A 21,112-nucleotide genomic window follows, 5' to 3' on the forward strand; every position below is an offset into this window, starting at 1 on the left:
TTAAAAAGGTTCATATATCTATGCTGTAGCAGACGCATCGTCCGGTACAGTTAATTCTATCTCCACATCCGGATTGTCACCATTCGTATTGTGTAATACCAGCGTGGCTTTAGAGCCCTCTGTGGCATTGGCCTTGTAATAGAAGTAAAGCCACCCACCACCTGTGCCATTTGCCCAAAGCATCGTTTCAGCATTCAGCAGAATATTATCAGGATCTCTTATTTCGCTTATTTCCCAATTCCATTTCCAACTGTCTGTAGAGTTAGTTAAGGCAGTCGTGTTAAAGACTATTTTACGCCGTCTTTTGATTCCTTCTGTGGTGGGATCATTATCGGCAAATACGATATCCGGGGTTATCCAGTTGCCAGCTCCACCCCACTGTTGTATAGGTACACCAAGATTCATGTTACCGGCAGTAATATAAAATCTCATATCACGAAAGTCGGCAACAGTACCGACATAGTCACTTATCACGGCACGAATAGTATAAGTATATACACCATTAGCTTCGGACGAATTAAGCAGGCTAACTTCAGACCAAGCTGTATTGGTTACTGTTAATTGCGCTCCTGCCGGATAGCCTGTGTATGGTATCGCATTATAGTTCGTTTTTACTACTATATCCACAGTATTACCTTTCCCTTCCAGTCTCACATTAGCTTGTGACAATTTAAGATAATACTGTCCGTCAAAAATCACATCTATTACCGGATTTTTATCCCACGGAAGCGGAGTAGCCGATATCTGATAGATTGTATTCGAGATTGTAATGTTATAGTTGATGTATTCACCCGATTCCCATGAATGAGGTTTGGTAGCAACAATATCCTTGAACATAAACTCCCGCTCACCTAAATTAGTGGTAACAACAATCTTCGCCTCATCGGAGAATTGATCGGTAGGCAACATCAAAAATGTGTCACCAAGCAAGACCTTATCATCTGTTACCGTATTATTACTGCTGAGAGTAGAAACGATATTTCCTGTAGTGACGTCATTCCACACAAAGCCAGGCTTTCCATTCGCTGTTGTCTTGGCAGGTATAGTGCCCACAGTAAGTTTACCAACATTCGGCACACCCTGAAATTCAATCTTCTGAATAGTTACCACATCAGGTACCGGATCCTTCTTTTGAAACGTAAAAGTAACTTTGGTCAGAGTATGATAAAAATGTATACCCACGCCTTCATTCCAGCCGGGTGTAGATACGGCAGCCATCACATCCACATGATTGGCAGCATCAGCATCGGCCGTATAATTCAGCAACATTTGTGCAGGGTTAGCGAAAGTTGCGGCAGGCGCATACGTACCCTCATATGGATACCATGAAAAGAACTTCATGCTGGCTCCCAGCAGGGCCGGCCAGTATTGTTCCGGCAATATAGTACCCGTTATGCCTCCTGCATTCACCCGGGCTTTTTCGTTGAAGTACATTTGTGTAGCAGACGCAGCAGGTGTCAGGGAAGCTGAAAAGCCGAATAATTGATTCTCCAGATCGGATACGGAAGAGACAGCCGTACCACGGGTAACGGCACCTCCATCTTCTCCAATACGTTGCACAACAATCTGATTTCCGCACGTCATTTCTTCTCTGATACACGAAGAGAATATGACCGGAAGAATAACTGCCGTTACAATCGTCCTAATACTATTATTAAACTTTATCATCCTATTCCTTTCCCAATTAAAAAAACATCCGCCCGAAAGCATCACAGATACATATCCAGATCAATATCCTGAACCTTACCCCATCCTTCCACACTTATCGTTATTATCTGAATACCGATTTTGCCAACCCGAGCTGTAATTTGATACACATTATTCCTCCGGATCTCCGTAAAAGGTTGCGCTGTCGGAGTACCTGAATTATCGACTTTTGTTATTGTTTTTATCACCTTCTCTGCTATTCCTGTAACACTTGGAGGTCCTTTCAGAACATTTACCATGCTAATAGCCAATTGGTCGGAAGAATCTGACCTGAAAATACGCTCGGCAACATAAAATGAGCAGAGTCTTTTTCTATTTTCGGCTCCAGCTACAGATGAATACGCCCAGGTTTCAGTTGTTGCAGCTGTCCAAGTCTGCGTCAGCAAATCACCATCTACTGCATTTGTCATCACTTTCCCGTAATTCTTCGAGGGGTTAGCGTTGTCACGCGTATAGTTGGCCTCATTTCCCATCACAAAATAACTGTTATGGGTGAAGTTGTGTAAAGTGACACTGGTGACATCCTTTGTGTATCCTGTCACAGCTCCACCGTCTGTAGCTTCAAGGAAGATATCAACACGAGCCACAGCACGCTCGATAACCATCTTTACCGCCTTGACTTCATCAGACGCCACGGATATATCCCTGATTACCCCAGTCATTGGCATACCGGTGGTCGAGACAATCTCTCCGTCACTGTCCAATATGTTGGCTATATCATAGTCCACGCTCTGCAATAACCATGGGCTGGTGACAGTATTGAGCTTACTCGTAAGACTTTGCGGCTCATTGGCGATGACAATAACCATAATATCGTTGTTAGGAATCACTTCGAGGTTTTTCGCAGTTATATCGGTGGCTGTGGCCGGAGTATCCAACGTAACAAGTTTATTCACATTCAGCTTCACGTCGCCCGACGCGTTGCTGAACACAATAAACCGGATGGATTTTATTTCCTCCTGCCGCTCCACTTCCGATTTGTCCTCAAGTCCGATGCTAAGCTGCGCCCGGGTAACAGGGAGCAGTTCATCATCCATCGCATCCTTGCTGCATGAGAACAAAAGGGCTGTGAAGGCCATACAAACGATATATAGTATTTTTTCCCTCATTCTTATATTTCGATATCATGAAGCCAATAAACCCAGGGTCCTACAAGAAGACCGATTTGAAGGAATCCTCCTCCCGGCTTTTCTACTACGGAGAACATCAGGCTCCATTCGCTCTGCCTGTCAAGATACTCCTGAAAAGAAAGCACCGTACCGTCATGACGGTACTCCGGCCGAGCAATACTCAACAGTTTCATCAAATCATAGCTCCACACTTCTGTTCCTGTATCCGCATTTCTTATAATAAAACGGTAATCCCATCCCGTCCGGTTAAACAGACGCATAGTATTCATACGCGCTGACATTAACACTTCAGAGGTCTCACCCGGTCCTGAATAATGAGACGCGTATGTAATCGGTCCCTGACCTGTAGGCTCGTTTTCCCAGGAATAGATGGCATTTTCAGGCGACTGGATTTCAAAAGAGTACTGATTCTCAGTTTCTTCTCGACCTTCATAATCCATCAATGCAATATTAAACCGGTTGGTGTTACGTACCATGTTTACCTGATAAACATTGTGACTGGTATTGGATGGCAAATGATTCACTTCCACAATTGCTCCGAAATAGAGGTGCGGAAACTCAAAATCCACGATATCCGATTCACGGTTCAGAGCTAAAGTGACTTGCTGATAAGTGGTCGACCGCAAAGCCATCCCGCTACCTCCATTTCCTAAAGCGCTAAATTTGTCGGACAGTCCGCCTACAGTCAGCACTTTATAGTTGCCAAAGTCCAGTTCGTCAGTCAACGGCATTCGGTTTCCACCAATCAGTTCAGTAGATTCCGCTCTTTTAGAGAGAACCAGTTTGTCATCACTATCAAAAACAAATACATCTACCGACTTAACCTGCGGATTGAACGCATCCGCATATTCCATATTGTAGTCGAATGTGAATTCCAGCCAAAGTTCGCACCGAGGCAAATCCTCACGTATACTATCGCACGAAGCGATGAACAACAGCGAGGTGACAATAAAGAATAGCGATTTGGTTTTTCCGAACATATCTTTTTTCTTTTATGAGGCAGTGCTTTGAGGACTGCCGTTTATATTGTCAGAGATCCTGCTTAATGATCTCCGGTTATTTCCATTTTAGGGGGTGCGCGGTTTGCACTCCATGCATTTCTGATGCGCCAAGATGTTTCCGTGCTGTTTTTAGAAAGCCTGTCACCGGCTTATTTTACTTTTCCCTACGGTTCATTTCCGTATGGAATATCATTAAGAAAATACAGGGCAGGCAGTTTTGCACTGCCCTGCGCTTTTTCATAGAGAGTATATTAAATCTCAAAACCAGTTTGCCAGTATACCCACGGAGCTATTTCAATATCGAAAGCAAGGAATCCGGGCTTTTCATCAATTGGTTTTTCCGGATCCGGATCTTCTGGTCCATCACCAGGATACCATGGAGTACCAGAACCATTCACCTTATTCAGAGTAAGGTTATACCAGTTATTACGTACTACACCATATTTACCAAAGTACATATATTCATCATCAGTATTATCATGGCGAATCTCATAATAGTAATAGTTAAGACTCTTCTGATACCACTTAATACACTTGGCAATTTTCACAATCTCACCACCATCTGTGATATTATCAAGATGCGTATCTTGATCAAGATCTGCAAAAGCGGCAATTGAGGCACTTAATGCTGTATTTACCGCACCTAAGAAGTTATCGCAAACTTCCATAAGCAATGTTTCTACAGGATAGAAGAGCTTTGCATTCGCCAGTGCAGTGATCGGATCCTCCCCTGCCAATTCCAATTCATCAGCCTTAGCCTTAATCGTGGCACCAGCTGTAGAATACGCAAGCTGAAGATTTGTAAGAGTCGGATAGTTTATGCCACCGAAAGAGAACCAGTCATTTCCGAGTGTAAAATCTTTTGGAGCGTATTTCCCTTTTATTACTACACGGGTAGCTGCACCAAACTTCTGGTCGGCATCAGCCATTGTATTCTCAATACAATATTCAAAAACCGGAGTTAGAGTTTCACTTTTAGCTTTCCAGGTTACAAGGGGCGCACGATCCTTGACTTCGTTTAGAACAATCCCGGTTCTGTGACCTGGATCCGTAAAGTTCGGATCCGTAGTATAGAAACTATTCTCATAGAAAGCTGCAGTATGGGTCGCTTTGGTTTTAGATTTCTCTGCAAATGGATAGAAAGTGCTATTGTAATAATCGAGTGTCCAACCACCGAATTCGAAGTTAGCTCCTGTAGGCAATACTGTCAGACTGGATGAAACAGCTACTTCCACTTTTGCAGCAAGACGTTCAATTTTCAGCGTCGCTCTGTTCCCAACTTTTTCCGCTTCCTCTTTGGCTGCGGCTTCATCTTTAATGGTAGTACCATCAACAGAAATCACATTAGTTTCTACGTCAAGCAGACAGCCTTGGTTCCACTTGTCACCACTAACATCGTAGGAACCGGCATTGATCATCGTAAAACCCTTACCACTATCCGCAGGATCCGCAATTTCACCTACAAGTGTCTCAGGTTTGCTGCCAGCTGTTAGGCTTTTAACGATAGCCATGTTGATATCATTGTATAAAGCACCGGCAGTCAAAGCCCTTAATCTCGTCTCCAACAATGTACCCGGATTAACGACAACGAGCAAATACTTAGTACTGGCACTTACCAGAATCGCCTCTGTCGTACCTTGATTACCGCTAACTTGGGGCGACAAATCGCCTGATCCCAAAACAATAACAGGATTCTTTCTGGAATGGTGTACCAGTTTTTGGTCCTTGTCGAATGTAATGACGTAAAGAGAGTTGACATCACCTTCATGTCCGGTAGGATCTTTTTCCGTAGAAGTACCTGCAGCACGGGTACTTGCCTTCTGGGTAGGTAATGTAATCCGCAATGACATGTAAGCCACATCCAAATCGGCCCCCGTCCTCGTATCTTCTCCTTCCAGCTCATTTGTTGAGCAACTTGCCATTGCCCCAAGGGCCAGCAACGATACTAAAATTGATTTAATCTTTAGCATAATACAAAAATTTATTAGAAATTAATAGATATAATTATTCACTTTAATAGTAACCACTTTCCGGTTCTTATTTATTATTTGTTTATTTACTCTTTTTCCTGATCTCAATAGCATTAGCTTTCTTCTTAGCTAATTCTTCCAAGTTGCTTTTGGCTACATCCAGCCCCAACTCTTTGGCAATCTTTAAATGTTTCTCTGACAATTCATAATCCTCCTTCATTAATAGTAATACTCCCATTGCATTATTATACTCCGGTGAATAGTCTGCTGACTTCACCCTCTCTAAATAGCGTTTCGCAGAAACCAGATCATTGCGTGAAAGGGCTGCGGTAGCTGCATTCATATTGGCTATTTCACTCTCCGGATAGATACGGACAGCAGTTTCGAAGATATCGATAAACTCCTGCGAACCTTTCGGATACGTATTAGCCACCATAAACATCTCGTTCAAACTCAGATTCTGAGGACGTTTCTTTATCACTTCTTTCGCCTCTTCCAGATTGAAATTCCTAATATCATAACTCACTTTACAGATCGCGACACGCAGACTCGGGAAAATATGCTTCAACATAAACCGATATGGCACTCCACCATTTAACTTCATCAACTTGGTTTCCCTTCCTTTTTCAATCGGGATGCTGGCTATAATATCCAATACTTCTGCCTTGTCATCCATTTCAACGGTAGCAAGTGCCTTCACCAATCCTTCCCAGTTTTCACCTCCAAACTGGATATGATACTGGTTCTTCGGGAAATCATACTGCGTAGCCAGATAGTTACGCAATGCCATGGCACGGCCCTCAGACAAACGTCTATTCGCTTCCAGCGTTCCTTCAGGAGAAGCATAGCCAATAATATCCAAGCGCTTCACATTCACATTCTCATCAATCTTCAGATCGTCAATCATGGCACGTATCTTACCCAGTTCCTTGGGATTATTCATATATTCAGGACGAATATCCACTCTGTTCACCACAAAGTCCAGGAAACATTCAGCTTGTACATCACGACTCTTTATCTCTTCCACCATCGGTTCTACATAAGACAAATAGGGAGTCACTACATATGGCACCAGCATACGTTCAAGCGTAACCTTATCAAAAGCATATTCCACATTCATCAATGTGCTTTCACCACAACCACATTCGTCACGCTGCACGTTCAACCGGGCATCTGCCATCCAAGGTTCATAGGGTAACGCATATCTGTATTGCAGCACACCACTTTTTTTCTTGTAATTCTTCTCTACCAGATAGGGAAGTCTATAACTATCCTTCTGCTTCCGGCTCATTACCGATAACCTGCGTTCATAGGCCAGATACTCATTCCGGCCTTTAATAGATATTCTCGGAAGATCGCGGGTGGTAGTAGACGAAATCAGCTGAGGAATAAAATCCACTCCACGTGCAGACTTCACTTTCACATCATCCATAATGACATCCAGATCTATATGGAGGAATTCACCCGATTGTTCCAACCGCACAGGTTCTATCCTGATAGTACCTTCGTATGAACGGTCCTGAGCCGATGCTCCGTTCACATTCAGGAATAAGAGAGCCAGTGCCAGTGCAATGAATTGCATATTTATTTTCATCATTCTCAATCTATTTAATTAAGTAAATAAGTGATAAGCTCGCTTTTGTAGGACCCAGATAATTTTTGCTGGTATCTTTCAGTTTGGTGCCACACGTTGCACAAGGATATTTATCATATAAAATACGTGCATATCCCAGTCCGATAGAAGCCTCAAGACTCCAACGCTTCTTTAATATCCATGAATGCCCGATTGAAAGCCCACCACCATAGAGACGTCCCTGATAGCGCATGTTCTGCATATTCTCGCTGATTAACGGCCAATCTGGCCATCCACCTACATTGAAGTCGGCATAGTGCGCATGCAACCCGATGAACGTACGGTTAAAGCTTTCGCAGAACCAGTATCGAAGCTCCGGCTGTATACCCCAATGCTTCAAACGGGCATCATCAAATTTCCATGGATTATAGTTGACCGGGATATCCAGTGTCCACTTGCGTGCCAAAGCAACTTCCAAACCAAGATTCATAGTAGTAGTGGCATCATAAAGCAGGTTACTTTTTACGGCAACCTTTTGAGCTTTACTTTCAACCGACAATAAACCCAATATGAATAGTATGCAGACTAGTATTTTCTTCATTTATTCCTTCTTTTTATTTTAAAACCATTCTATAAATCCAATTTCATGCCGTGAAACTTTGATGAAGGAGAGCATTCTTTAAAGAAACATTTTATATCTTTGCACTCTCCATCTATTCCATGCTTCGGCATCCCGACTTCATCCCCTTCAAACCTTGAATAACAAACCAAAAAAGGACAAAATCTCAGATTGCAAATATCGTGGAAATAAAGAAGACTGGAAATCGTATCAAGTTCTGTTATAGGCACTAAAAAAGAGGCCACACAACTAATAATGCTAGTATGCACAATAAGAATGACCAAAATAAGAAAAAAGAGAAAATATCAGTTTGCATTTCCATTATCCGCATATTTTTATTTTATTTGTTTCAATATCCGAAACTTTCTAAAGAAATTAATCCAAACTATTTAATATAAGAAAGAGCAAGAAATAATCATTAAATACAATAAATACAAGATAGAATATACAACTTTACTATTCTCGCCCAGGCTATACACACTCCTCGCCACGATTAGAAAGGAAAAGGGAGGAAATTTCATAGAAGACAATTTTGTATTAATTACTACATTATATGCTTTATAGTCTTGCCTTTATTATAAAACAAATGAGTTGTCATCTTTTTCTTGCAGACTGAGCGATTATTCCCCCAGTAAACACTACCTTTGCTATTATTTACTTATAAACGAATACAATTATGAGTCCCGACTTTAACTACAGCGAGGTACCGGCCACCTTCCTCCACTGCCTCAACAAGCAGTGCAAACACTCCGCCAAATGTATGCGCTACCTGGTGACAGCCTATGTCCCGGACAACTACCCGGTAATCAGCACCGTAAATCCAAACTATTTTAGTTCGCACAAAGAATCCTGCCCGTACTTCATGGCGGATAAAAAGAAACGTTTCGCACTCGGCATCACCCACCTGTTGGATAATGTACCGCACAAAGAAGCCCTCGGCATCAAACGAGAACTGATGGCAGAGCTTAACCGAACCACCTATTACCGCTGTTACCGCAAGGAACGACTTCTTAAACCCAAAGAACAGGAATACATCCGTCAACTGTTTCTCAAAAGAGGAATAAAGGAAGAACCCGTATATGACGAATACGTGGAGCAATACGAGTGGTAAGCTTCTGGAAATAAGCCCAATGCTTTCTTCTCTCGGAAGGCGATACTAATCCGGTATCACCCCATTATGAAGAAATGTCCGTTTCACTTTACTGGCATTTTTGTTTCTTAGGGAAGGCACTCTTGTTTCTTAGGTAAGAAACTTTTGTTCCTCAAGGAAGAAACTTTTGTTCCTTAGGCAAGGCACTTTTGTTTCAACAGGAAGAAACTAAATGGAACAAATAGAGACCCGGCGAAGCGCCTATATCTCCCTGACTGGCAACAAGAAAGGGCGTAATCTTGCGACTACACCCTTCCTCTTGTCAACTTAATAACGTTATTACTTCAATTCAAAAGGAACGATCCCTTTGATATCCGCTGCCGAAGCGGCGATAACAGCCTCAAACTTACCCGGTTCGGCTACCCAGGCATGTTGGGCATCGTCAAAGTAGCTCAAAGCTTCTTTATCTACGGTGAAGGTAATTTCTTTCTCTTCGCCCGGAGCCAGTTTCACTTTCTTGAAACCTTTCAACTCTTTGACAGGACGGGGCAGAGAGGATTTCTTATCACTGATATACAATTGTACGACTTCCTGTCCTTCGCGGTCACCGGTATTCTTCACGGTTACGGTAAAACTGATCTGATCATCGGCAGACATCACTTTCTTATCAGCCGCAGGTTTGCCATAAGCAAACGTTGTGTAAGACAGCCCGTGTCCGAAGGGGAACAATGGTTTCACCTTCTTCTGCTTGTCCGCCCAACGATACCCCACAAAGATGCCTTCGTTGTATTTCATATCTACCACATCCTTACTTCTCTGACTGATATATTCGCCAACGCTATGAGCCGGAACATCTTCCAGACGGGCAGGAAAAGTGAAAGGCAGCTTGCCGGAAGGATTGGCATCCCCCATCAACACGGCAGCGATTGAGTTTCCGGCTTCCGATCCCAGGAACCAAGCTTGCAAAACAGAAGGAACTTCCGCAATCCAGGGCATAGCTACCGCATTGCCGGAAACATTGATGACTACAAGATTCTTGTTTGCCTTCGCCAAAGCTGAAATGACAGTATCCTGTCCGTACGGCAATTCCAAGCCAGCACGGTCGGTATCTTCGCAATCCTGATTGTTACTCTTGTTCAGTCCACCGATGAAGATCACATAGTCGGCATCCGCAGCCACCTTTACGGCTTCGGCAATCAGCTCCTCAGGCGTACGGTCATCCTGTAGATTCTGACCGGTTACCACACCATTATATTCGCCACGGGCATCGCCTACGTATCCACGGGCATAAACAACTTCCGCCTTGTTTCCTACGCGGTTCTTGATGCCATCCAACGGAGAAAGTTCGCGCTGCACCTTCAGGGAGGAGCTACCACCACCTACGGTCATCATTTTCACAGCATTCTCACCGATAACGGCAATCTTCTTCACTTTATTCAAGTCGATGGGCAATACGCCGTCTTTGTTTTGCAGCAGCACAATGCCTTCTTCACCAATGCGGCGGGCAGCCTCGTAATGCTCGGGAGAAAGGATAGAGCCGAAAGGACGATTCACATCCATTGTAGTGCGGAATGCCAGGCGCAGGATGCGACGTACTTTTTCGTCCAGTTCCTTCGTACCTACTTTGCCCGATTTGATACGCTCCAGATAAGGCATAGCCAGATAATAGTTATCATAAGCGTTGCTGCTGCCATTGGCAAGACCATCCGTCCAGCTTCCGAACTCCATATCAAGACCGTTTGTAATAGCCTGATCAGTATCGTGCGTGCCGCCCCAGTCGGAAACGACCACACCGTCGAAGCCCCATTCGCCTCTCAGGATATCGTTCAACAGATATTGGTTGTGGCAGGCATGCTGACCTTTATACAGGTTATAAGCTCCCATGATAGACCACGCTTTACCTTCCTGAACGGCCGCCTTGAAAGCGGGCAGATAGATTTCATACAGGGCACGGTCGTCTACTATGACATTGGTGGTGTGGCGGTTGATTTCCTGATTGTTCAGCGCATAGTGCTTCACGCAGGCTGCCACCCCATTCTGTTGTACGCCCTGCACGTAAGGAACCACCATACGGGAAGCCAGGTACGGGTCTTCGCCCATGTACTCAAAGTTACGTCCGTTCAGCGGAGTACGATAAATATTAACACCGGGTCCCAAAAGAACGGTCTTGTTACGATAGCGTGCTTCTTCACCAATGCTTTTGCCATAAAGCATGGACATCTCGGGGTTCCATGTAGCCGCCAAACAGGTCAATGCCGGAAAAGCTACACAAGAGTCATTGGTCCATCCGGCCTGATTCCATTCATCCCAAAGAACTTCGGGACGGATTCCGTGAGGACCGTCCGTCATCCAAAATTCCGGAATACCCAGACGGGGTACACCCGGACTGCTGAATTTACTTTGTGCATGCAGCATGGCTACCTTTTCTTCCACGGTCAGCCGCTTCAACGCATCTTCTACTCTTACTTCCATAGGTTTGCTCGCATCCAGATATACAGGTTTCTGTTGCGCAAAGAGCGGGAGAGCAACAGCGAATGCGAAACCGAATAATACTTTCTTCATATAAATAAGTGGATAATGGGGTTAGTAGCTAAGTTTGTTTCTTTCTGACGGGTTATGAATTAATTCACCACAGATTACACAGATTGACACAGATTCTATTTTACTGATTATTAGATTAATAAATCTGTGTGAATCTGTGTAATCTGTGGTGAGTCTTATTCATTCCTATACCATTATAAACCAAACTCAACTACTGACTCACATGATTAAATATTTAACAATAACTTCTTACTTCATTCCCAACGATTGAATATACCCTTCCTGCACCACACAGTTTTTCAGCTTGCAAGCCTCGATGAAATCCATCATGGCCTTGCGTGCCATTACCTGGTCGGGACGAGCATCGCGAACCTCCTTATAGGATGCGCGGGGAGCCTCGGAGAAGTAAACGATATTCGCCCAATTCTCCGGAGGAGTAATACCGACGAAGCTGGAACCATCCATCTTCTTATACGGCCAGAAGGTATAGCCGATATTATTGTCACGCATAGTCTGGCAGAATGCAGCTTGCCATTCATCCGTATTATGTCCTATTTCGCCCATATACATCGGCAGGTTCACTTTGTCACGGAAATCAATAATACTCTGGATAGCTTCTTTGGTAGGATCGCCTCCGTAGCGGTGGCAGGTGTACATTATCTTATCGTCGAACTTTGAATCCGTAAACGGCTTGAAGTTACCGTTCCATTGTGCACCACCCAACAGGATAATATGGTTGGTGTCCACCTCGCGGATAGCGGCTACTCCTTTCTTATAGATATCTTCCAGCTTACCGTTCAGTTCTTCCATATTCGGGAAGTACGGAGCAATAGGTTCGTTGAAAAGCTCATAACCCAGAATCACCGGTTCATTTTTATAACGCTCCGCAATCTTACGCCAGATGTCACAATACAACTGCTGGCTGGTTTCACTTTCAAACAACCAGGGATAGCCATAACTGTCGTCAATGTTATCTCCCGTTTGTCCGCCCGGAGCATCGTGCATATCAAGAATCAGATAAAGATCGGCTTCACGACACCATTCCACCACACTGTCCACCCGGGCGAAACCATCCTGATTGGCAGTCAGCCCCATAAAGTCCTCATCTGTGAACAACTTATAGTGAAACGGCAGACGGATTGTATTCGCACCCGTATTCTTAATGAACTGAACATCTTCACGGGTGATATAATTGTCCTTAAACGCTTTCCAGAACTCAGCGGTAAAGTCGGGTCCCACCAACTGACAGAACATCTCGTTGATGAAACGGGGGGAATTCGTCTTACTGAACTTGAACATATATCCTTCCGGATTCAGCCAATTACCCAGATTGGTACCCATGATAAAGAGTTTCGTACCGTCGGGCTTTATCAGATCTTGCCCTTGAATTGTTACAAATGCGGCAGGTTCCTGTGCTTTTTCTGCCTTTTCACCGCAACTCCCTAACATCAGAGAAGCTGCCAAGAGGGATGTACCCACTAAAATAGATTTCAACATGGTATTCTAAATATAAGATTATTTCTTCCAGCGATAGGATGCTACAGACTTGGCAGGCACCACACAATCCACACAGTTCTTTCCGTCCGTTACCGTCAGGCGAACTTCCTTCGTACCCTCATTCAACAGCACAAAAGCCACGGTTCCATCGGGATTATCGAATGCAGAGTACATCAATCCCTTCTCTGCAACGCCTTTGCTTTCTATGCGGACAGCGCCCGGTTTCACTACGGTAGACAGATGTCCGATGATATAGTAATGGGAGTTGTAAGTCATTGTTTTATAGTCGTCACGACTGATATCCACGGCTCCGTAACAAGTCTTGCACCCACCTTCACGCCAAGGTCCACGTTCATTGTCCAACATCAGATTCCAGACTATGACACCTTTACACCAGTTGTTCACTGTGCCAAGGGCTACTTCACGCATATCTTCCATCAGACGTTTCTCCAGGTTACGACCATCATTCCACATGCCGATAGAAGTTTCGGTAAAGATCAGTTCCTTGTCAGGACGCTTCTGTCGGATATTGTTCAGTTCTTCGCGCCTGCCGCCATAATTGTGGTAAGCGGCTCCGGTCAGGAAAGCGGCGGCTACTTCATCATCATACATCTTAACGGGGTATTGTTGCTGATCGGCCATGTTATCGTAGTTGTAATTATGATCGAAAGCATAAATCTTCGTATCCAGTCCGGCAGCCTTGAAAGCAGGGCCAAGAGCGTCACGCACAAAGGCCAGTTCTTCCTTCCAACCCATGAACAAAGATGCGGAATTTCCCCTATTCAACGGTTCATTCTGTGGAGTAACGGAATAAATATCAATACCTTCATTACGAAATGCCTCAATCCATTTCACGAAGTAAGTGGCATAATCCTGATAGTAATCCGGATTCAGTTGTCCGCTTGTCCAGGAATCGAAGGGTTTCTTTTCCTCCAGGTTATTCACCTTCATCCATTTTGGGCATGTCCACGGAGAGCCCAGTATCTTGATGGTGGGATTAATCGCCAGAATATCTTTTAAGATAGGTATCACGTATTCCTTCTCTTCCGTCTGTAAGGCAAAGTTTTCAATGCCTTTCGTATCGCAGCAGGTATATTCGCTCAGCGAGAAATCGGAACAGCCTATGGAAATGCGGATATAGCTGAAGCCTAGTCCGTCTTTATCCGAAAAAGTTTCGGTAAGAAACTTCGCACGGTCGGCAGGTGTCATTTGCATCAGATTGTAGCAGGTAGAACCGGTTACGGCAGCACCGAAACCGTCCATCTCCTGAAATTTCACCTTCGAATTCAGGGTGATTACGGATTCAAACGCAGGAGTTTTAGAGAGCTTCTGAGTAGTGTGATTAAAGCTTTGCTGACGGTCGGCAGTCGTGATGTACACATCTGCTTTCTTCTTTCCTGCCGCATTTTCGTCCAATGAAGCGGAAGTCTCGGCACAAGCTGTAATGGCAGCGAATAAACAGCATCCTAATAAAAGAGGTAGTTTCAAGTTCATGGTATGTTTTCCAAGGGTTAATTAATCTTCCCCAAAGGTAGGCAAGATAAAGACAGTATGCACCTCCGGTTTATCAAGATGTGGATAAGATGAAAGCATGCAGAATGATAACAGACTAAATAACAATACTATAAGTTTGCGGTGAGAAAGTAAAAAAGTGGATGAACAGGAAAGAAATGGCGTATGTTTAGCGTATCCTCATAACACACATTTCAAAATCATCCCGCGAGACACACGCCTTATTTTTCACTTTAGCACGGTAATTATAGATTGTATTGACGGAATAACGAAGGAACTCGGCAATCTGCGAACTATCGTCAATACCCAGACGGATCAAGGCAAAAATACGCAATTCTGTATTCAGCAGTTCGCCCTTGCGGAGAATGATCCGTTCTTCAGGCTGCAACAGCTGATTGAACTTTTCTACAAAGTCAGGGAAAAGATGGAGGAAGGCAGTATCGAAGTTCTCGTACAGTTCTTTCAGATCAGTGTCAAGCACATCTCTTGAACGCACCATCTTCAGCAGTTCTTCCGTTTGCCCGCCGGAAAGCTTCTTGTTGACCATGCGTCGGTAAGCATCCAGACGGTCGATATAGGTAGAACACAGTTTCAGGAAACGGCCGATATATTCCTCTTTTATATGATTGGACATCTGCAACTGTTCATTAGCCTGTTCCAGATGACTGCGGGCTATGGAAAGATGCTTCATCTGCCGATATATCCAGATGACAGCCATAATCAGCAACAGGGACAGGATACTGATCATCCAAAGATAAAAGAGCAGACGGTCGTTCTGCTTCTCCTGCATAGCCTGATAGGTAAGATCTATGAGCGACAGAATACCTGCCGTCTGCAAGCTGCGGCTACGGGCATTGTAGTGGTTAGTTTCATCCCACGAGAAGCGAATGTAGCGGTAAGCACGTTCAATGTCTCCTTCTTCATAAAGCAGTTGTGCCAAGGTCCACAAGGAAGCATGATCAGTAATTGCCAGCCGGACATCTGTCAAAGCAGACAAAGCCAGATAATACTTTTCCTGCTGCCTGTCTCCCAAACTACGGTAAAGCTGGGAACGGTGGTAAGTGACCAACGCATATTCCGGGGTATCGGGACGTATGCCCGCCAAACGGCTATCATTCATCTTCAAAGCCTCCTCCAATTGACCGGAGCCGGCGGCTTTCATCTCTTTACGTTCCAGGTAGAGGGCAGAGGCAGGAGAAAGCACCTGCATCAGAGAGTCTCCATAAGCGACAGACAAACCGTAATAACGGCTGCGCCGGAAGGTATCCTGCGTATACGCCCCCAATTCATTGTATAAATGACGGTAACATTCATAATAATCGGGTAACAAACGGGGAGAAAGCTTAGAGGAATTTATCTTTTCCAGATCTTCGGAAGCTTCTTTATACATACCTGCCGCTGACATCAGATGCGCCCTCCGGATACGGGTTTCATCTGCCGCATCCTGCTCACCGCGCTGTTGCGCCCAGCGCAGGTTACGGCTCAGATAGTAAAGGGCGGAGTCGCAGATGTACGCTTTGTATTCCTGATACATTTCCGCATTCAGCCGGAAGAATTCCGGGGTTTCTGAACCGGCCTGTACCAATTGCTGCCTCAACGCCTCAATACGGGCTTCACGCACTGCCACATATTCTTCGTGCTTACCGATGGCTACGTCCAGAGCATCAGTCCAGCCATCCATTGCAGGAACATCGGCCGGAGCCGACATTCCGTGAATGCCAACTAAAGCCAGACCTAGAAATATCAGCAGTTTTATCTTCATAGGGGACAAATATAAAAAATTTGTTTCCTATATTTGCAGCATTAACCCCCAAATGTATTCTATAATGAAAAACTTAACACCTCAACGAGTGGCGGCGGTCGATGTATTCCGTGCGCTTACTATGTTCCTTATGCTCTTTGTAAATGATATCCCCGGTCTGAAAAACATCCCCCACTGGCTTAAACATGCCGAAATGCACGAAGACATGCTGGGTTTTTCCGACACAATCTTTCCCGCATTCCTCTTCTGTATGGGTATGTCCGTTTCCTTTGCTATCCAGAACCGCTATCGAAAGGGAGACACTACCTTGCAAGTGATCGCTCATATTTTCTGGCGCACGGTGGCTCTGATTGCCATGGGACTGTTCTCACTCAACTCCGGCGGCATAGAGGGCGGCATCTCCCATCAATGGTTCTGCATACTGATGGTTATAGGTTTCTTTCTGGTCTGGGCGGTCTATCCCAAGGCCGAAGGTTCAAAAAAGTACCTATTCATCGCAATGAAGGTGCTCGGTGTGGCCCTGCTGGCATTCCTCGTATTATATAAAGACTTAAACGGAAAACCTTTCCATCAGGGTTGGTGGGGCATTCTGGGACTTATCGGTTGGACTTATGTCGTATGTGCCGGGATTTATCTGTTTACCCGCGAAAGTCTACGCAAGAATGTAATAGCATGGCTGGTAGTTATGCTGCTTGCAGTAATCAGTCATTCCAGTCTGATACCACAAGAATACGGTTTACGCGTCATACTGTTGCCTTTCATCCCCAGCGATTGGACGCTGCACGCATTCGGTATGTCGGGTGTACTCACTTCGTTGCTGATGCAGAAATATGCTGACCGGGAACATCCGCGTAAGTTTATCACAATTCTTTGTGTATTGGGTGTTGTCATGCTTATTGCTGCACTCTGCTCGCATCCTCACTGGATTATTTCCAAGATACAGGCTACCCCGAGTTGGTTGTTTTATTGCCTGGCTGCATTCTTCCCGCTGTTCGGCTTGTTCTATTGGCTGACGGATGTGAAAGGCAAAACGCCCTGGTTCGATATTATCAAACCTGCCGGAACAGCTACACTGACATGCTATATCCTTCCTTACGTATGGTATGCTGTGCAGCAATTGCTGGGTTTGCATTATCCAGAGCTATTGAATGCCGGTGCTCCGGGCTTATTAAGATCGCTTATATTCTCCCTCATCATTGTCCAATTGACCGGACTGTTGGTGAAGATTAAGATAAAACTGAAAGTATAAAGGATTTCAGGTGCGGATTACGCGGACTATACGGATTCTCAAAGAATCGGAAAGGAATAATTTCCGTGTAATTCGCGTAATCCGCGCCTAAAAGAAAAACAAAAAGGATTATGTTGAAAATAGAAACCCCAAACAACGAAGACAAAGTACTGCTACATTCCTGTTGCGCACCTTGCTCTTCTGCTATTATCGAATGTCTGCTCGCCAACAACATTCGTCCCACCGTATTTTATTATAATCCCAACATCTATCCTCAGGCAGAATACGATATCCGAAAAGCCGAAGCTATCCGTTATGTAAAAGCCCTCGGACTTGATTTCATCGATGGAGATTACGACTATCAGCTTTGGCGCAGTTCCATGTCAGGGATGGAAGATGAGCCTGAACGTGGGAGTCGTTGCCTGCAATGTTTCACTCTTCGCCTGACGGAAACAGCCCGCTATGCCGCAGAGCATGGTTTCACGCTATTCACCACTACCCTTGCCTCTTCCCGCTGGAAAAGTCTCGACCAGATTAATCTGGCAGGTCGTCGCGCTGCCGCTCTCTATCCCGGCACCATCTTCTGGGAGCAAAACTGGCGGAAAGGAGGATTACAAGACCGCCGAAATCAACTTCTTAAAGAGCATGACTTCTACAATCAACAATATTGCGGTTGCGAGTTCAGTATGCGGAGACTTGAAGAGAAAGAATAAAAACATCCGATCACAACTTATATTTCTCCATCAGTGACTTCACTGCATCTTTTTTAAAGTGATACTGAAAGAGCACGGGATTATCATCCTCAGATAAGGAATCGGCCAACTCTGATAAAGCCTTACTTCCCGCTGAATCCTCCTTCTTTTCACAAAAGAATTCTGCAGATAGATAACCTACGTGCTCGTCGGAACTCCCTCCCGTCAAAAGTGAGGAATAGAGGTTTAAGTCCGAATTATAGGTAGTGGAAATCAAGATTCCCTTTTCTCCATCCCAGACCAACGTTTTTCTGTTATCAATCAATGCAAACAAATAATCGGAAGAAGCCTCTAAAGCGGTTATGCCCGTGCCTATATTCCGCTGATTCATAATCTTTAGCAGTTCAAAAAAGTCCAGATCTTTGTGCTCATCCAGGAAAGCCTCATCAGGAATGGTAGCGGAGGTATCGACATGATAAACCGGGAAAGTCTTGCCATTCTCATATTGATAAAGTTCATTAGAAAACACAGATGCCAAGAAATACTTATTGTTGAAGGTCACCATTGGAAAGTACAAGAAAGGGTAAAAAGCATCTTTAGTTGTCAACGCCTTTGCATCCATTATCCTTTCCGAAGCTAATGTATCTCCTTTCTCTCTGAAGACGCGATACTCACTATCCACATGAAAAAGATCATTAGGCAAAGGATAAAATGCTAAAAGTTCTCCTCCATCACACAACATTGCCGACTCTATATTGGCATCTTTATCCTCAAGGTAGCTCATAGATATGTAAGTGCCATCATACGCATATCGTAATATTCGCTTTTGTACATTGTTGATAATGCAGACTTGCTTATTCTTACGGTCCAAATAGAAATTATCCATATAGAGATATTCCCCGGGGGCATTTCCTTTATGACCGATTTCATTCAGGAAACGTCCGTCTTTACCAAAGACAAATAGCCCTTTAGTATCTTCGACAAAATAAAAATCACCATCCCTCTTAGTCCTTTGGAGTTCACCCAGCAAGCACTTCTCCGAAGTTTCTAAAGGAATATAACTAATGCTGTCCACTATATCGTATATATCCAATTCAATAGGGCGGTCTTTATTTATTATATTGATTGCCTCTAAACTATTCGGCAACGATTGCTGGCGGCAGGATGACATAAGAATTATGACTGTCACTATTAGGCTATATGATTTCCTATTTATGTTCAGCATTAGTTTCATATTAAAAAAAATCTAAATTAAGGTATATTATAAGTATAGATCACATCTTCCTGTTCTTGACAGACAGCAATACCGGAGGAATAGAAATACTGTCCGCAAAATTACAGTTTATACCTTAATAAATAATCTTCATAGTGTGCATTAGTCGCATATATATATCCATTTTCTTCATCAACTACAAAATAAAAAGGAATTATATCAAATGTATATTTGATTATCGGGTTCCCTTCATAATCATAGACCTCTAAAGTTCTGCCTAAGAAATTATCATCCTCCTTATGTCCAACATACAAAGCATAAAAATATTTCTTCCCCGCATAGACATTAAGATAGTGATAAGTTATATCTTCAATGTCATTAGCTATAATTTCGGGATAATGCTTACCATCATTAATTCTTTTTACCAACTTAAAATCTTTCACGGCATAGATATCTATTTGCTTTTTATAGATGTAAGGATAAACCACAAATGAATCATTTGCAGCAATAATTCCTCTATTAGAATAGAAATAAGACTCATTATCGTCATCTTTTTCCAGTTTTATTTTATCCAGTTCAGTTTGATTCTTCAAATCATATTTTGTAATGGCAAGTTGATTACTGCTATAATATATAAATAAAGAATCATTTATAATATTCATGAAATTATATTCATCATATTTACCCAATTCATACTCATCAATAAACAATAAGTTACCATCAAGAGCTAATGATATTTTTCTGATTGACGTAGGGGAATAACCTCTTATATATAAATAATCATTATCTAATGTATGGCAAAACATAGGAAACATTTGGATCTCATCCGGACCATTTCCTTTTATACCTGTGGCATTTTTAAATGTCAATGAAGGAGTCTCATATAGGAATAATGTTGTGTCAGATCGTGAACTTGAAATAATAAAATAGTCTCCTGATTTTGTGACGAAATCAGGAGAAAACATTTCGCTTACAGGAATCTTTTCTGCAAATACCTTTTTACTTTCGTAAAAAATGGTTCCATCTACACGAGGTTGAGAGCATGCACTTAGCATCCAAGCCATTAAGAACACACATGTTGAATTATATTTCATCTGAGTCTAAATTAAATAAGAGGTAACTACATTATATTTGCTGTATATACCGGTCCAGGCTATCCGTAGCAGATAAGGACAATTTATTCTTTATGCGCTGTTTGGTTTTCAATACCGACTGGGAAGTAATATTGAAAAGAGCTGCAACAGCCTTGTTACAGAGTCGGGCACGCACCAGATAACACAACTTTAATTCCTGAGGTCCTAAACAGTAATCAACCAACTCTTCCGACAGGCAGTTCCCATAAAACCAATCGATAACGGTAAACAGATTTTGCCATTCGATATCATCCCTGACAATGCCATAAGACGGATGCTGATGAAGTCGCAACAACTGGCTCATGGCCAATAATAAAGAAGATGAGCAATCTGCCAATACTGATGCTTCCTGATAGTTTTTCAGTTGTTTTGTCAGTTGCTTATTTCTGAACAATAAGCAAGAATTCCAATTATCACTGTAAGTTTCCATATACATCTCTTGTT

16 protein-coding genes are annotated in these 21,112 nt (G+C 43.5%); 3 read left to right on the forward strand and 13 right to left on the reverse strand.

The genetic code is table 11. The features are described from left to right. Window positions 1–18: 18 nt before the first annotated feature. From K429_RS0109240 to K429_RS0109265, 6 genes are all read right to left on the reverse strand, one after another. Window positions 19–1,668, reverse strand: coding sequence for a fimbrillin family protein (locus tag K429_RS0109240; RefSeq protein WP_007216736.1), 1,650 nt, complete (start codon window positions 1,666–1,668; stop codon window positions 19–21). A 41-nt stretch (window positions 1,669–1,709) separates the two neighbouring features. Continuing rightward, window positions 1,710–2,816: a hypothetical protein gene (locus K429_RS0109245; protein WP_026366710.1), complete on the reverse strand. Its 1,107-nt coding sequence runs from the start codon at window positions 2,814–2,816 to the stop codon at window positions 1,710–1,712. Between the two features lie 2 nt (window positions 2,817–2,818). Continuing rightward, window positions 2,819–3,817 (reverse strand): FimB/Mfa2 family fimbrial subunit, encoded by a 999-nt coding sequence (locus K429_RS0109250; protein ID WP_026366711.1) that lies wholly within the window; start codon window positions 3,815–3,817, stop codon window positions 2,819–2,821. A 272-nt stretch (window positions 3,818–4,089) separates the two neighbouring features. Continuing rightward, window positions 4,090–5,808, reverse strand: a complete 1,719-nt coding sequence (locus K429_RS0109255) for an Mfa1 family fimbria major subunit (protein WP_026366712.1) — start codon at window positions 5,806–5,808, stop codon at window positions 4,090–4,092. Window positions 5,809–5,890: 82 nt separating this feature from the next. Continuing rightward, on the reverse strand, window positions 5,891–7,405 hold the full coding sequence (locus tag K429_RS0109260; protein WP_026366713.1) for a DUF3868 domain-containing protein: 1,515 nt from the start codon (window positions 7,403–7,405) through the stop codon (window positions 5,891–5,893). Window positions 7,406–7,412: 7 nt separating this feature from the next. Continuing rightward, window positions 7,413–7,982: a DUF3575 domain-containing protein gene (locus K429_RS0109265; protein WP_007211049.1), complete on the reverse strand. Its 570-nt coding sequence runs from the start codon at window positions 7,980–7,982 to the stop codon at window positions 7,413–7,415. Window positions 7,983–8,676: 694 nt separating this feature from the next. Between K429_RS0109265 and K429_RS0109270 the strand changes: the two genes are divergently transcribed. Continuing rightward, entirely contained in the window at window positions 8,677–9,111 is a 435-nt protein-coding gene (locus tag K429_RS0109270) for a DUF6078 family protein (protein ID WP_007216730.1), read from the forward strand. Window positions 9,112–9,429: 318 nt separating this feature from the next. Here K429_RS0109270 and K429_RS0109275 read toward each other — a convergent pair whose 3' ends face one another. The 4 genes from K429_RS0109275 to K429_RS0109290 form a co-directional block, all read right to left on the reverse strand. Next, on the reverse strand, window positions 9,430–11,652 hold the full coding sequence (locus K429_RS0109275) for a glycoside hydrolase family 3 C-terminal domain-containing protein (RefSeq protein ID WP_026366714.1): 2,223 nt from the start codon (window positions 11,650–11,652) through the stop codon (window positions 9,430–9,432). A gap of 228 nt (window positions 11,653–11,880) precedes the next feature. Beyond that, window positions 11,881–13,128, reverse strand: a complete 1,248-nt coding sequence (locus K429_RS0109280; protein ID WP_026366715.1) for a glycoside hydrolase family 5 protein — start codon at window positions 13,126–13,128, stop codon at window positions 11,881–11,883. Between the two features lie 18 nt (window positions 13,129–13,146). Further along, window positions 13,147–14,622 carry a glycoside hydrolase family 30 beta sandwich domain-containing protein gene (locus K429_RS0109285; RefSeq protein ID WP_026366716.1) on the reverse strand — a complete coding sequence of 492 codons (1,476 nt, stop codon included), beginning with the start codon at window positions 14,620–14,622 and terminating at the stop codon, window positions 13,147–13,149. A gap of 187 nt (window positions 14,623–14,809) precedes the next feature. Then, the gene (locus K429_RS0109290) at window positions 14,810–16,402 is read right to left on the reverse strand and encodes a DUF6377 domain-containing protein (protein ID WP_026366717.1); all 1,593 of its coding nucleotides are present in this window, start codon (window positions 16,400–16,402) and stop codon (window positions 14,810–14,812) included. 64 nt (window positions 16,403–16,466) lie between these two features. On the opposite strand from K429_RS0109290, the gene K429_RS0109295 reads away from it, so the two are divergent. Next, on the forward strand, window positions 16,467–17,651 hold the full coding sequence (locus K429_RS0109295; protein ID WP_026366718.1) for a DUF5009 domain-containing protein: 1,185 nt from the start codon (window positions 16,467–16,469) through the stop codon (window positions 17,649–17,651). Window positions 17,652–17,761: 110 nt separating this feature from the next. Beyond that, entirely contained in the window at window positions 17,762–18,343 is a 582-nt protein-coding gene (locus K429_RS0109300) for an epoxyqueuosine reductase QueH (RefSeq protein ID WP_007211057.1), read from the forward strand. A gap of 10 nt (window positions 18,344–18,353) precedes the next feature. On the opposite strand, the gene K429_RS0109305 is transcribed toward K429_RS0109300, so the two are convergent. The 3 genes from K429_RS0109305 to K429_RS0109315 form a co-directional block, all read right to left on the reverse strand. Continuing rightward, window positions 18,354–19,493: a 6-bladed beta-propeller gene (locus tag K429_RS0109305; protein ID WP_231501833.1), complete on the reverse strand. Its 1,140-nt coding sequence runs from the start codon at window positions 19,491–19,493 to the stop codon at window positions 18,354–18,356. A 164-nt stretch (window positions 19,494–19,657) separates the two neighbouring features. After that, on the reverse strand, window positions 19,658–20,629 hold the full coding sequence (locus tag K429_RS0109310; protein WP_118434428.1) for a BF3164 family lipoprotein: 972 nt from the start codon (window positions 20,627–20,629) through the stop codon (window positions 19,658–19,660). A gap of 31 nt (window positions 20,630–20,660) precedes the next feature. Further along, on the reverse strand, window positions 20,661–21,098 hold the full coding sequence (locus K429_RS0109315; protein ID WP_026366721.1) for a hypothetical protein: 438 nt from the start codon (window positions 21,096–21,098) through the stop codon (window positions 20,661–20,663). Window positions 21,099–21,112: the final 14 nt, after the last annotated feature.

The organism is Bacteroides sp. 14(A) (assembly GCF_000526555.1).
Taxonomy (GTDB): domain Bacteria; phylum Bacteroidota; class Bacteroidia; order Bacteroidales; family Bacteroidaceae; genus Bacteroides; species Bacteroides cellulosilyticus.